The organism is Paraburkholderia sp. GAS33, assembly GCF_050436645.1.
In the GTDB taxonomy this organism is placed as follows: Bacteria; Pseudomonadota; Gammaproteobacteria; order Burkholderiales; family Burkholderiaceae; genus Paraburkholderia; species Paraburkholderia phenazinium_B.
Window position 1 is genome coordinate 324984 of the sequence record NZ_JBNDMP010000006.1, and the last position, 13296, is coordinate 338279.

Consider the following 13296-nt stretch of genomic DNA (forward strand, 5'->3'; position numbering starts at 1 on the left):
GCTCAAAGCCGGTGCGCGCCATCTGTCCCAGCGCCCGCCGCTGCCAGCACGATGGCATTGAACGCCTCTGGCACTTCGAGTTTCGGCATGTGGCCGATCGCATCGAGCACATGGAGTGTCGAATGGCGAGCGGCCTCATGAATCGGCCGGGCATGCGCTTCAACCGGAGCGAGGCGGTCCAGGTTGCCGACCACGACGGAGATCGGCGCCTGGATCGAACGGACTACGGATGGCGTATACGTCGAGAAGAGCATATCCACGGCTTGCGCCCAACCTGTAGGGGTCACCGCGTCTCGCAGCCGGGATACGACCGCACGAACCAGGGGGCCGGCGTTTGGCGCGAGCAGAGCGTCGACTACAGCGGCGCGCGCTTCGGGCGATTGTGCCGTTGCACTTCGCATCAGAGCTTCTCGCGCCGCGTCGCGCTCGGCACCGGACAGGTGTCCTCGTGCGACATTGGGAGCGCTCAGGACGACGGCATGCGTAGCCGCCGGGTAACGCGCCGCAAACGTCGCGGCGATGACGCTCCCCCATGAACTGCCTACGACGGTTGCACGCGTGACGCCTAGCGCGGACAACATGCCCGCGAGCGCATCCGCATAGTCTGTTGCGGCCGGCGTGCTGACCGCGAAGGGACTGCTTTGCCCGTAGCCGGGGGCATCCCAGGCAATCACCCGATAGTTCTTGCTCAGTGCCGCGAGCTGCGCGCGATATCCCGCCGAGCTCGAACCAATGCCATGCAGCAGCATGATGGCGGGCGCGTTCGCGTCGCCGGTAGCCCGATATGTGATCACTCGTTTGTCCCCGAGTGTTGGGAGGTTCAATGTGGCTTCCTCGATGGCGGGCAGCGGGGATTCAAGAAGATGGGTGTCTGTTTCAGTCATGATTAGGAGTCCAGCCGATATATCAGTCGCTTTAATCAGGGCAAAAGCCGGTTCACGCCTCTTTCAACGCAGCGGAGATCTCGCGCGCGGCGGCCCCGAGGGCTTCTGCACAAGGACTGTCGGCCGCAGCATCGAACTGCTCGGCTGGGCCGATCGCCGTCAGTGCCAGCACGGCCAGTCCGCCTGGAGAAAGAATCGGCACGCTGATGGCGTTAGCGAGTGTCCGGTCGTCATAAAACGGCGCGGGGCGCCTCGTCGCAACATGTGAGGCCCTGACGGATTCCAGTTCGCGTGCAAGTGACTCCGCGGTGAGGGGCGGTTCGCCAGAGGCTTGTCGCGCGTTATCACGCAGTTCTGCGGTCACGAATCGATCGACCGCCTCGGGCGGAAGGAAGGCCGCGAGAGCCAACCCCGAAGCGGAGGATGTCACCGGTAGCACAAGTCCCAGCGGCAGATCGGCGGCCACGGGCGTGGTGGCGGCCTGCCACGCGATCACCGTGGGACCGTGATTGCCCCACGCTACCAGCGCAAGGGTCTTGTCGAGTGTCTGCGCGAGCCGCAACATGGCGCGGCTCGCCAGCCGGACAGCATGGGGCTGCGATTTCATCGCGCCTTTCGTGCCGACTGGCGCCACGCCAAGGTCGTGCGGGTCGGCGACCAGATACTGCCCGCCACCGAATACCAGTGGCCGTCTCGTACTCTGGCGGATGCTATCCACCGAGCCCACATAAATCACATGATCTCCGCCGGGATAGCGGGAGACCACCTCGCACTCCAGCCATGCGCTGCAATCACGCAGCAGCGGCAGCCCGTCGACGCCAAGGTCATGGTCGATGCCGGAGAATTTGTCCGGTGACCGGGTCGCAAAGTGATTGGCAAGGTCGTATTGGTGCTCAGCCAGGATGTTGATGGTGAATCTCTGGGCATCTTTGAACGCCGAATGGCTTCCCGCAGATGTCGCCTGACTCCATAAAACGAGAGGCGGATCCAGCGATACCGAGGAAAACGAATTGGCAGTGAGGCCGTGCATGCGTCCCTCGGCGTCGACGGTGGTGACCACCGTGACACCGGTTACGAAAGAGCCCAGTACGTCTCTCAACTGACGTTTGTCGAACGTCCTGACTGCAGGACGTTCCTTGTCTGACGAAGTACCTCCAGTCATGACAGAACCTTTTGCGACTCGCCGAACGCCGGCATGACAGACTCGTGGAACAGGCCGATAGACGTCTTTGCTTCGGATACCGACATGTCCCCGAACATGAATGTGCCGATGAGGTAGTTGAACCCCCCGTCGTGCGCCTGCGCCAGCAGTTTTTCACGGACGGCTTCCGGCCGGCCCACGACGGCGAGGCCCGATTCCACGAGCGGCTCTATTGTCGGCGGAAGCTTCTGGTTGACCGGTTCCGTCCCGTGCTTCTTCCAGAGTTTGAAAAAGTTCGGATAGAACACCGACCATGCCCGCGAGGCAATTTCCATAGCCTCCTGATCCGTTTCCGCGACGACGATATAGCGATTCACGCCGATGAGCGGCTCAGCGACAGACGGGTGCCGTTTTGCAAATTCTTCGTGATATCGGTCGGTGATGGCTCGGACCCGCTGGATCGGACCGCCGCATACGATGTTCATCTTCTCCTGGGCCGGCCATACCGTCGATTCCGGCGATGCCAGCGCGTACCAGGTCGGAGGGGGCGTCTGCAGCGGCTTGAGTTCGACCGGCATGTCGTTGAATTGCCAGAACGTCCCTTCGTAGTTGAGGGTGTCCGAGCTGAGATAGCGCTTGATGATTTCATACGACTCGACGTATCTGGCTTGCGCTGTGGCTGGATCGATCCCGAGCGCCTCGATCTCGTGGGGCGAGGCGCCTCGGCCTACGCCATACTCCAGGCGGCCGCCGCTCAGATTGTCGAGCATGCAGATTTCTTCCGCGAGACGCACGGGGTGATGGATCGGAAGAATGTAGACCAGCGGAGACAGGCGCAGTCTTTCCGTGCGCTGCGCGGCAGCGGCGAGAAACACGCTTTGCGACGGGCAGGCACTCAGCGTGGTCGCATGGTGTTCCGACATGTGATAGCAATGGAAGCCAAGCCTGTCATAAAGCTCGATAATCTGCATTCTATCTTCGTACTGCTTATGAATTGGCAGACCATTGCGATCATTTTGATCAAAGATGCCGAATTTCATCGATTTTCCAGTAAGGTGAGAAATGAGTGATCTTCTGACTTAGCGGGTCGAAGACTTGCTGAATACCTGGAAGATATTCTCTTCCGGATCCTTGTAGGTGGTAACGACGCCGTGCGTGCCCATGTCGCGCTGCGCGAGTAGCTGGCCACCCGCAGACACGATTTTCTGCCTGACTTCGTCTTGGTCCGCGCTGGCGATCTGAAAGACGGGGACGGCTCCGACGGTTCCTTCAGCTGCTTCCTCTGGCGAACTCAGGGCAAATGCACCGCGTTGCAGGCGGAATTGAGTCCATTTGTTCTCGTCGCGGAACTGGACAGGCATCCCCAGCGCCGATACGTAGAAATCTTCCAGCTGGTCCATATCCTTCGCGATGAAATAGACGGTTTGTATATCAACTTCTGCCATGGCAGCACTCCGGCAAATGGTGGTAACGGAATTGATGTGGGCTCCTGACCGGGGAGCGTCACGCGGTGTGTTGCTCATGCAGGCCAAGCTCTTTGCTCATGATTTGCCGGATCAGGTACTTCTGAATTTTTCCCGTCACGGTGGTCGGAAACGAGTCGACAAAGCGGATGTATTTGGGAACCTTGTAGTGCGCTATCCGGCCCTGACAAAAGGCGCGGACAGCGTCGTCGTCGAGAGCCGCGCCCGGTCGGACGACGATCCACGCGCATAGTTCTTCGCCGAATTGTTTGTCCGGTACGCCGACCACCTGCACGTCGAGAACGTTTGGGCAGGTGTACAGGAACTCTTCAATTTCCCGGGGATAAAGGTTTTCGCCGCCGCGAATGACCATGTCCTTGATGCGCCCGACGATATTCACGTAGCCGTGCGCATCTATCGTGGCGAGATCGCCCGTGTGCATAAAACCGTCTGCGTCGATGGCTTCGCGCGTGCGCTCGGGCTGGTTCCAGTAACCGAGCATGACGGAGTAACCACGTGTGCAGAGCTCACCGGGCTGACCGCGCTCCACGGTCTGGCCGGTCAGCGGATCGACAATCTTTATCTCTAGATGAGGCAACACCTGACCGACTGTGGACACCCGTTTCTCGACCGGGGTATCCGTCGTGCTTTGGCAGCTCACAGGACTCGTTTCCGTCATGCCGTAAGCGATGGTGATCTCAGACAGATGCATGTCGCCGACAACCCGCCTCATGATTTCGATCGGGCAAGGCGAACCGGCCATGATGCCGGTACGCAAGCTGCTCATATCGAACTGCGCAAAGCGCGGATGATTGAGCGCAGCGATGAACATGGTCGGCACCCCGTACAGGGCAGTGCATTTTTCTGCCTGGACGGTCTCCAGAACGGCTTCTGCGTCGAAGCGCTCGGCGGGGTAGACGATCGTCGAGCCATGGGTCAGGCACGCGAGGTTGCCCATGACCATACCGAAGCAGTGGTACATCGGAACCGGAACGCATACGCGATCCTCGTGGCTGAGCTTCATGCACTCGCCTACGAAGAAACCGTTGTTCAGGATGTTGCGATGACTCAGCGTGGCGGCTTTGGGAAGGCCCGTCGTTCCGCTGGTGAACTGGATGTTGACGGCATCGTCCGGGCGCACTTCACGGCGTGCGTCGCGAAGCGATGCGCTGTCTGCAGGGGCGCAGCTGAGCAGCTCGGAGAAGCGTTGTGCGCCGGCTTCGTCGGGGCAGTCGGCGTCGTCTATCCACCATATCGTCTCGAGGGTCGGCAGCCGCGTTTTTCCCAGTTCCCGCAGCATGTTCAGATACTCGCTCGACCGGTAGCGGACCATCGTCACGATGGCCTTGCATCCCACCAGGTTGAGTGCATGCTCCAGCTCCGAAGTCCGATAGGCCGGGTTGATGTTGACGAGTATCAGTCCGGCCTTGGCGGTGGCTAACTGCAACAGCAGCCACGCGACATTCGTGTGAGACCAGATTCCGATCCGGTCGCCGGGCACGAGCCCTGAATCGAGAAGTGCGGCCGCAAGCCGGTCCGATCTTTCACGAAGCTCGCCGTAGGTGAGTCGGGCTCCTTCATGCCGGCTGACTACCGCAATGCGGTCGCCCAAATTGCCGGCGATCTCGTCGAATGCATCGCCAATGGTCTTGTCGATCAGTTCAGGGAAACGTGTTCCGCGCTCATGTGAAAGCGTGTTCATCGGTATCTTCCGTGCAATGGGCTTGCCTGATGGCTCATTTGCCGAGAAACACGACCGGAGCCGGTTCCTCGCCACGAGCGACGGCTTCCGCACGGGCGGTACGCCCTTTCCTGGCGTCTTCCGTTGTGTGCAGCCCCATGGTGAGGTCGAGGGTCAGCACGTCGGCACCAGGCACGCCGCCGCCCGACCATGCCTTGAGGAGGGCGCGAATGGCGCCGTACGACCGCGTGGGCCCGTTGGCAAGCCGGGTGGCGAGATCCCCGGCAACACGCTCGACCTGATCTTCGTCGACCACGAAAGCGGCAACACCGAGCTGACCGGCGGTCGTACCGGACATGGATTCGCTCAGCATCGCGTAGCGCGCTGCATACGCGCGGCCCACTCTTTCCGCCAGACGCTGTACGCCGCCCGCGACAGGGGCCGAGCCCACCGATGCTTCAATGCAGCGGAAGGTGGCGTTCCCCGCGGCGACGATGAAGTCGCAAGCAAGCGCCAGTTCGAATGCGCCACCGAATGCCGCGCCGCGCACGGCGGCAATCGTCGGAATCTGGAGGCCTTCGATGGATCGATACGTATGGTGAATCTGCGCTATGAAGGTCCGCCAGTCATCGAAACCTTTGTCGATGAAATCGAGGACGTCGCCACCCTTGCTGAAATCTGGGCCCTCTGCACGGATCAGGAGCGCACGGATATCGGCCTTGCTGGCTTCGCGCACGGAGGTTTCGAGGGAGTCTGCGAAATCAGCCGCGATGAGATTCGAGGGAGGGTTGGCCAATACGATATGGCCTACGTTCTGACGACGTTCAAAGTAGATGCTTTTCATTGAAAGGAATCCTTAATAAATGATGGCGATCGTAAAAGCCTTGATGTCTCCTGCCAGGTCAGGTGCGTATATTCAACAATAGTGAATGCATGCATCATTGTTGTATAGTAGGTCGATGGCGGAGGCGTGTCAACCCATTTGCCGAGGATGGTTTACGCGGGGGTGGAGTACCGTTGAGGCGTGCAGAAGCCAGTCATGCAGCGATATTTGCTTGAGCGCTGCAAACTGGACGAAATGGAGAACTGGAGAAGAGGCGGGCGGGAAAGACGTTGAGAGCTTTCGTCAGACCTCGGTTGAGCACCTGGCCGTGGTACCGCTCAGGTGCGACGCGCGATGTTCAATTGGCCGGGCCTTCGACAACGAACGCATCGACCGCAATACCCGCGGCTTCCGGGGCCAGGTGTTCAAGCCCCAGCCCACTTTTCTTTCTACGCTTGGCGTCGTACATCGCGTTATCCGCCAGACGGAGTACTGCGTCGATATCGGTGTCCTCTGTCGTTACAGTCGCCATGCCAACGCTTGCCCCTACGGTAATCGCGAGACCCGGCGCGATCTCGAACGGCTGCTCGATTGCGCGTGCAACAGCTGCTGCCATTTCTTGCGATGCATGGCCGTCCACGATCCTGTCAACGATGACAAATTCGTCGCCGCCCATACGCGCAACCAGCGCATGCGGACTTCCGAGTGCGCGCAGGCGCGTCGCAACCTGAATCAGCAGCATGTCGCCAGCCTCGTGGCCGTAGGCATCGTTGACCGGCTTGAAGCCATCGAGGTCGAGATAAAGGAGCGTCATGCCGGCCGTGACGGGCGGTGTGCCACGCGGCCCGACAGCCTTGAAGAGACCTTCGCGGTTCAGTAGTCCGGTGAGTCCATCGTGACGCGCACGGTGACTGTTCTCGCGTTCGGCTTTCATCGTCGAAATGAGCATGCCGTTCAGCCGCTGCGCGGCAACACTCATCGCAAACATGTAGAAGGGGATCTGCAGCAGCGTCAGAAGAAGGACCGGTTCGCGAGCGAGTAGCGCGCCGATGCAGCACGGTCCGAGCGAACAGAAGATCATCACCGCAACGAGCCGCGGTGCGGCGAAATTACGGAAACAGATCCCGCCGACCATCGCAGCTGCGGAAAGGAATGACAGCGTCGCGGCAACCCAGTCGCCGCTGATCGCGCTGACAAACGCGCCATAGCCGACCGTGGCGCCCCACAGCGGCGCCAGCAGGATGTAGAGGTCGGTGGGCGTTTCCTTGGCCTGCGCGGCCCGCCGCCGCGAAAAGAAAAGTACACACAGGCGGGTTGCGCAGACCAGTATTTCCGCCGCGAGCCACAACTGGAAGGGCAACGTTGGGTGTCGATAGGCAAGAGCCCATGCGACCGCGATCGTGTTGGAAACGCCGCCGAAGAAGATGGGGAGTGTTCCGAACAGCGTGCCGACCAGTGCGACGCGTATCTCGTGTGGTGTGTCCTGACCGGGCGCTACGAGCCACTTTGCCAGCCGACCGCGCGGCAATGAATAGATTTGTTGAGTGTTTTTCATTGGCAGCACCTTTATGCGGGCCAATGCCCGCCCCCGTTTGCGGATGACGATCTCAAGGGGCTATAGGTGCCGGTAACCAGACGCATTGGTTAAAGACGATGTTTCCCCGAACGCGCTGGCTCATCTTTATCCGGGCGCCTGGTCATGTGCTGACAGGAAAGGCCTTGGGTCGTGTCGTTCCACAAGGCAGTCTATCAGAGCGTCCTAAGACCGCTGACGAAGCCGGCCGTAAACTTCCCTGAATCCCGCAGTTCTCCACATACCGCGAACACTTGCGGGTGCCGACCCGCTGACATCCACAGACCGATCGCACGCGGCAAGGCATATACAAGCGGGAGGAATTTTGCGTTATTGCATTTATACGAGCAAAAGTGCAAAAATGCTGTCATGGAAACCCCCCACGCCCCCACCACAGCCAGGTTGCTCACCTCGCAGTCCTCCTTTCGTTTCGTCGATCTTCACGGACTATTCGGCGATACCCTCTGGCGCCTGCCAGTCGTGCTGCGCGTACTCCTCGAAAATGTGGTGCGCAACGCCGTCGGCGAGGAGCGTCGCGCGGCGGTCGAAGGCATTCTTGCGTGGCTCGCGCGCGGCACGAGTGAGGTGGAAATCGCTTTTCAGCCGAACCGGGTACTGATGCACGACACCACCAGCACGCCGGCGCTCGTGGACATTGCCGCCATGCGCGATGCCGTGGCAGAAGCTGGAGCGGACCCGACGGCATTGAACCCGGTCCTGCCGGTCGATTCATCGGTCGACCACTCGCTCGCGGTCGAATTTTTCGCCGTTCCCGATGCGGCCGGACAGAACCTGAAGCTTGAACTTCGCCGTAACCGGGAGCGGTACGGATTCCTCCGCTGGGCCTCAAGGGCGCTGCGCGGCGTAACGATTCACCCGCCCGGCACGGGCATCATGCACACGATCAACCTGGAACAACTGGCGACAGTGGTAACGGTGCAGGAGCGCGATGGCGAGCAATGGGCGGTGCCCGACACGCTCATCGGAACCGACAGCCATACGCCGATGATCAACGGCATCGGCGTGCTTGGGTGGGGAGTGGGAGGACTCGAGGCACAGACCGTGATGTTCGGCATGCCGGTTATGCAGCGCATTCCAGATGTGATTGGCGTTCGGCTCACGGGCGCGTTAAAGCCGGGCATATTTGCGACGGATCTGGCGCTGACCGTGACGCAGCGGCTGCGGCAGATCGGCGTATCGGGCGAGTTCGTCGAGTTTTTCGGGGCGGGCGTCGCGACGCTCAGCGCGGGCGAGCGCTCGGTCGTCGCCAACATGGCACCGGAGTATGGCGCGTCGACAGGCTTTTTCCCGGTCGACGCAGCGACCCTCGATTACCTGCGCACCACACATCGTTCGCCGGCAGCGGTCGAACTTGTCGAAGCATTCACGAAACGTGTGGGGCTGTGGTTCGACCCGTCGGCCGAACCAAAGTACACACGCACCATCGAAATCGATCTCGGTTCGATCGGCATGCACATTGCCGGTCCGCGTCGCCCGCAAGACCTGCTCGATTATTCGCAAATGCCCGCCGTACTCGCGAAGCTGGGCTTCGAGCCCGCTACGGCGAATCCGCCGTTGCCGAAGCATCCGGTCGCGATTGCCGCGATCACGAGTTGTACCAACACCTCTGATCCGGCGCTGCTGATCGCGGCAGGCCTCGTCGCACGCAAGGCGCGCGCGTTCGGGTTGACGGTTCCAGCCTGGGTCAAGACATCGTTGGGGCCGGGCTCGCCTGCTGCGGCTTCCTATCTGCAGCGGGCCGGTGTGCTGGACGATCTTTCCGCGCTGGGTTTCGATATCGTCGGCTATGGCTGTACCACGTGCATCGGAAACTCTGGACCGCTAACCAAGCCTATTCGCGACGGCATGGCGAGCAAGGCCATCTACCCGGTCGCGATGCTTTCGGGTAACCGCAATTTTCCGGGCCGGATTCACGCCGAACTTGACCTCGCGTTCATCATGTCGCCGCTGCTCGTGATCGGCTTCGCGCTGGCTGGCGATGCCGAGCGGGACCTGAGCCGTGAACCGTTGCACGTGACGGCGCAGGGTGCGCCGATCTTTCTCGCGGATCTATGGCCAACGCGCGAGGAAATCGCGGCACACGTAGCCGCTGCATCTGAATCCACGGACTATCCGGAGGCGTTTTCTGCGGCAAGCGCCAATCCGCAATGGCATGCGTTGCAATCGCCGGCCTCGGCCCGTTATCCATGGGACCCGAAATCGACGGCGCTGCGCCGGCCGCCGTTTGCCTCGACCAGCGAAGGCAGCCAGCTCGGACGCTACCAGGCCTATCCGCTGCTCGTGCTCGGCGACGATGTGACGACGGACCATATCTCTCCGGCGAGTGCCATCCCGCCGGATAGCTTCGTGGCGGACTACCTGGTCGAACGTGGCGACGACCGCAACGACCTGAACGTCTTCGCGTCCCGGCGCGGCAACTGGGAAGTCATGGTGCGTGCGGCGTTTTTTAACCGGACGCTTGTCAACCTGCTGAAGCCGGGTGCCCCTGTCGCCCACACGCTGCACGTGCCGACACGAGAGGTCGTGCCGATCTTCGAAGCCGCTCAACGATATCGCGACGCTGGCGACTCAGTAGTCCTGATTTCTGGAGAGCGATACGGAACGGGGTCTTCGCGTGACTGGGCCGCCAAAGGTCAACGGCTGCTGGGAATCCGCGCGGTACTGGCGGTAAGCTTCGAGCGGATCCATCGTTCCAATCTCATTGGCATGGGCATTCTGCCGCTACGCCTGCCGGCCGGAACGAATCCGGTGACGCTGGAGATACAGCCCGGCGATAGAATCGAGGTCGACGCTGCCGCCGAACTGCTGGCTCCGCGAGGTCCCGTGACGGTCCGTATCGTTCGCTTCGACGGCAGCAGCGAGACCATCATTGCGACCGCCGCCGTCGAAACAAAGCTGGAAATTGAGTTGTTGCGTTCCGGTGGCGTGATTCCCTTAATCCTGAAGAAGGTCATTTCGTCGCAAAGCGCCTGACACATACGCGGGATGTTGGCGGCAACGGAAATCAGAACGCTCATGAACACCGACAGGTCCATTGCAAGTCAGATAGTCGAGCTGATCCAGACGGAAGGGCTCGAAACAGGCAGCCATTTGCCAGCGCAGATGCTCGCCGACCGCCTGCGTGTGTCACGTTCGCCAGTGAACGAGGCCTTGGCGCTGCTGCATGAGAAAGGGATCGTCAGACGCGAGCGCAATCGCGGGTTTTTCGTCGCGCAGGCGGTTACCGGGTCGCTCGCGGACGTTGTTGGCCAGTTGGGATTGGCCGAGTCCGATGTGGTGACGAGCACGTACTTCCGTATCGCCGATGACCGCCTCAAAGGTTTGTTACCCGATGACTTCACGGAACTGTTGATCAAGAACCGTTACGAGCTGACCAACGCACAACTCAACGCGGTGCTGGGCCGGATCGCACGGGAAGGGTGGGCCGAACGCAAACCCGGCTACGGCTGGCAATTTTCGAGCATGCTGACCACGCCGGACAGCCTGCTGCAATCTTATCGCTTGCGCATCGCACTGGAGCCTGCCGCGTTGCTCGAACCAGGCTACTGGCTGGATCCGAAAATCATCGAACGCTGCCGCGCAGCGGAACACCATTTGTTGGCTGGCGGAATCGAAACCGACACCGCCGACCAGATTCATGATCGTGGCGTGCGTTTTCACGAGTCGCTCGTGGAAGCGTCAGGCAACTCGTTCTTCATCGACACGATCAGGCGCGTCAATCGTGTGCGCCGTCTTCTCTCTTACCGCTCGACGCAGAACCGCGCCCGATATGTCGAGCATTGCAAGCAGCATCTTCACATCCTCGCGTTGCTGGAGCAGGAGCGAAACGACGAGGCGTCGGAGGCATTGCGGGAGCATCTTCGTCATACGCTCGAGGCGTTGTCCAGAATCAGCAGCATTCTTGAGCCGTAAGCGAGACGTTCGGTGTACACATCTATCAATTGATCGTGCCTTTCCTGGTCCCCACCTTGTAAAGCCGCCCCGGACATCGCGGACCGGCCTTAGCTAGACCTCACCCGCGCGCGATCAGCGGTACGCCGGCTTCGGCCGCCACCTTGTCGAGTCCCGCGACGGTGTCCGCAGGCAACACGATGCCTTCCTTGATCTGCTGCTCATGAGCGCGTGCCTCCTTCTCGCCAGGGTAGAACACCTCATCGACACCTTCGGCAAGCGGCACCGATTTCAGCATTTCAATGTAGCGCTCCATGCGCGCGTTGAATTCCTCGAGCGGCTGGAACGCAGCCACATTGAGGGCGATCATCAGGTGCCCGGCACGGCTGCGATTGACCGGATCGTAGGGGCCGTGCACTTCGTCCATGAAGCCGCTGCCCGACAGCACACCCGACAGCACATCGACGATGGTGCCGATCGCATAGCCCTTATGGCCCGCCATCGGCAGGATAAAGCCCTTGAGCGCCTCTTCCGGATCCGTGGTCGGACGGCCCCTGGAATCGATCGCCCAGCCGAGCGGAATCTCTTCGTGACGGGTTTGCGCGAGAAAGATCTTGCCGCGCGCGACGCCCGAGTTGGCGACATCCATGATCAGCGGCGCGTGACGGCCGGCCGGCACGGCCACCGACCACGGGTTGGTGCCGATCATCTTCTTCAGGCCGCCCCAGGGCGCCATGTTCGGGCCGCCATTGGTCGTGGCGAGCATGATGCAACCCTGTTCGGCGGCCATGCGCGTGAAGTACATGCAGGTGCCGAAGTGGTTCGAGTTGCGCACCGACACCGCGCCAATACCGTGCGCTTTGGCCCGCCTGATTGCGTCTAGCGCGGCGTGTTTCGCGACCACCGGTCCGATGCTGTCGCCGCCATCCATCACGGCGATCGCACCGGCGTCGACCGGGAAGCTCAGATTGGTCTGCGAGCGCATCGCACCCGAGCGCAGGCGTGCGTAGTACCAGCCGAGACGCAGCACGCCATGCGACTGGTGGCCCCAGAGGTCCGCCTGGACCATCGCATCGGCGGCGACGTAGGCGTCTTCGGCGGTGGCGTCGGTGGTTTCGTAGACGGCGCAGACGAAGTCCCGCAATGTATCGGGATCGACGCGCTGGAACTCTTGGGTGTCGGTGATGCTCACTTGGCAAATCTCCTTTGGTCAAACTTCATGGCGCGGGTGGGTGGCCGACCAGGCAAGTCTTGGCGCAAACTTTGGTCTCGGCAACCTGGCAATTAGTTGGTAACTCGTGAAATTTTATATCCATCGGGAGACCAACATCCTTGCCCTTAATGCAGAAGCCGAAGCTGTGCCCGCTCGCGCGCGCACAGCTTCGGCTTCTCGGACATGGCTCACACGTCCATCCTGCCGAAGTCCCAATCATTTCTTCTTCGGCACCATGGCCTCAGCGGTATTTCCCAGTACACGCATGGGCACATAATCGGCACTGTGCTCGCTGCAGGCAACCGCATAGAGGGCCCGAAAGACGTCGTCATTCGATACGTCGTAGTCCAAAGTTGCAGCTTCGATCATCAGCCGTTCCAGTAGGGAAACGATTGCACTCCGTTGCTGTTGGCGTGCCCCTAAAACGCCCAGGTCGATTTTCGCCGTAGTCAATCTTGTGTTGATCGAGGCAAGATCGATTGCAAAATTCGCCGGTGCACCTCCATGCAGATCAGCGATCCTCTTTGCCTCGGCCACCATATGCCGAAGTTCCGGCTGTGACTGAGGCACTGCCATCAAAAGTTTGTGTTCCATAAAATCCTCACT

11 protein-coding genes are annotated in these 13296 nt (G+C 60.8%); 2 read left to right on the top strand and 9 right to left on the bottom strand.

Going from position 1 to position 13296, the window contains the following annotated elements; genetic code table 11:
- Positions 1–2: 2 nt before the first annotated feature.
- The 7 genes from P3T24_RS20910 to P3T24_RS20940 form a co-directional block, all read right to left on the bottom strand.
- Positions 3–884 (bottom strand): alpha/beta fold hydrolase, encoded by an 882-nt coding sequence (locus tag P3T24_RS20910; RefSeq protein ID WP_429437392.1) that lies wholly within the window; start codon positions 882–884, stop codon positions 3–5.
- Positions 885–936: 52 nt separating this feature from the next.
- Positions 937–2046: a flavin reductase gene (locus P3T24_RS20915; RefSeq protein WP_083611655.1), complete on the bottom strand. Its 1110-nt coding sequence runs from the start codon at positions 2044–2046 to the stop codon at positions 937–939.
- Positions 2043–3065 carry an LLM class flavin-dependent oxidoreductase gene (locus tag P3T24_RS20920; protein WP_074267837.1) on the bottom strand — a complete coding sequence of 341 codons (1023 nt, stop codon included), beginning with the start codon at positions 3063–3065 and terminating at the stop codon, positions 2043–2045. Before P3T24_RS20920 ends, P3T24_RS20915 begins: the two co-directional genes overlap by 4 nt.
- A 39-nt stretch (positions 3066–3104) precedes the next feature.
- Positions 3105–3470 (bottom strand): VOC family protein, encoded by a 366-nt coding sequence (locus P3T24_RS20925; RefSeq protein WP_074267838.1) that lies wholly within the window; start codon positions 3468–3470, stop codon positions 3105–3107.
- Positions 3471–3528: 58 nt separating this feature from the next.
- A complete protein-coding gene (locus P3T24_RS20930) occupies positions 3529–5190 on the bottom strand; it encodes an AMP-binding protein (RefSeq protein ID WP_429437578.1) in 1662 nt (553 codons plus the stop codon).
- A 34-nt stretch (positions 5191–5224) separates the two neighbouring features.
- Positions 5225–6013, bottom strand: a complete 789-nt coding sequence (locus P3T24_RS20935) for an enoyl-CoA hydratase/isomerase family protein (RefSeq protein ID WP_429287888.1) — start codon at positions 6011–6013, stop codon at positions 5225–5227.
- 337 nt (positions 6014–6350) lie between these two features.
- On the bottom strand, positions 6351–7547 hold the full coding sequence (locus P3T24_RS20940; RefSeq protein ID WP_429437397.1) for a diguanylate cyclase domain-containing protein: 1197 nt from the start codon (positions 7545–7547) through the stop codon (positions 6351–6353).
- 387 nt (positions 7548–7934) lie between these two features.
- Between P3T24_RS20940 and acnA the strand changes: the two genes are divergently transcribed.
- Positions 7935–10559 (top strand): aconitate hydratase AcnA, encoded by a 2625-nt coding sequence (gene acnA / locus P3T24_RS20945; RefSeq protein ID WP_429437400.1) that lies wholly within the window; start codon positions 7935–7937, stop codon positions 10557–10559.
- Positions 10560–10601: 42 nt separating this feature from the next.
- Positions 10602–11498 carry a GntR family transcriptional regulator gene (locus P3T24_RS20950; protein ID WP_429437403.1) on the top strand — a complete coding sequence of 299 codons (897 nt, stop codon included), beginning with the start codon at positions 10602–10604 and terminating at the stop codon, positions 11496–11498.
- A 100-nt stretch (positions 11499–11598) separates the two neighbouring features.
- Here the strand turns inward: P3T24_RS20950 and P3T24_RS20955 are convergent, their stop codons facing one another.
- Both P3T24_RS20955 and P3T24_RS20960 read right to left on the bottom strand, forming a co-directional pair.
- Positions 11599–12669: an Ldh family oxidoreductase gene (locus P3T24_RS20955; protein ID WP_429437406.1), complete on the bottom strand. Its 1071-nt coding sequence runs from the start codon at positions 12667–12669 to the stop codon at positions 11599–11601.
- 237 nt (positions 12670–12906) lie between these two features.
- Positions 12907–13284 (bottom strand): hypothetical protein, encoded by a 378-nt coding sequence (locus P3T24_RS20960; RefSeq protein ID WP_429437409.1) that lies wholly within the window; start codon positions 13282–13284, stop codon positions 12907–12909.
- Positions 13285–13296: the final 12 nt, after the last annotated feature.

Excerpts from the sequence above, each read along its gene's own strand:
- P3T24_RS20935 (WP_429287888.1), bottom strand. The coding sequence starts at position 6,013 with ATGAAAAGCATCTACTTTGAACGTCGTCAGAACGTAGGCCATATCGTA.
- P3T24_RS20930 (WP_429437578.1), bottom strand. The coding sequence starts at position 5,190 with ATGAACACGCTTTCACATGAGCGCGGAACACGTTTCCCTGAACTGATC.
- P3T24_RS20960 (WP_429437409.1), bottom strand. The coding sequence starts at position 13,284 with ATGGAACACAAACTTTTGATGGCAGTGCCTCAGTCACAGCCGGAACTT.
- P3T24_RS20915 (WP_083611655.1), bottom strand. The coding sequence starts at position 2,046 with ATGACTGGAGGTACTTCGTCAGACAAGGAACGTCCTGCAGTCAGGACG.
- P3T24_RS20910 (WP_429437392.1), bottom strand. The coding sequence starts at position 884 with ATGACTGAAACAGACACCCATCTTCTTGAATCCCCGCTGCCCGCCATC.
- P3T24_RS20920 (WP_074267837.1), bottom strand. The coding sequence starts at position 3,065 with ATGAAATTCGGCATCTTTGATCAAAATGATCGCAATGGTCTGCCAATT.
- P3T24_RS20940 (WP_429437397.1), bottom strand. The coding sequence starts at position 7,547 with ATGAAAAACACTCAACAAATCTATTCATTGCCGCGCGGTCGGCTGGCA.
- acnA (WP_429437400.1), top strand. The coding sequence starts at position 7,935 with ATGGAAACCCCCCACGCCCCCACCACAGCCAGGTTGCTCACCTCGCAG.
- P3T24_RS20925 (WP_074267838.1), bottom strand. The coding sequence starts at position 3,470 with ATGGCAGAAGTTGATATACAAACCGTCTATTTCATCGCGAAGGATATG.
- P3T24_RS20950 (WP_429437403.1), top strand. The coding sequence starts at position 10,602 with ATGAACACCGACAGGTCCATTGCAAGTCAGATAGTCGAGCTGATCCAG.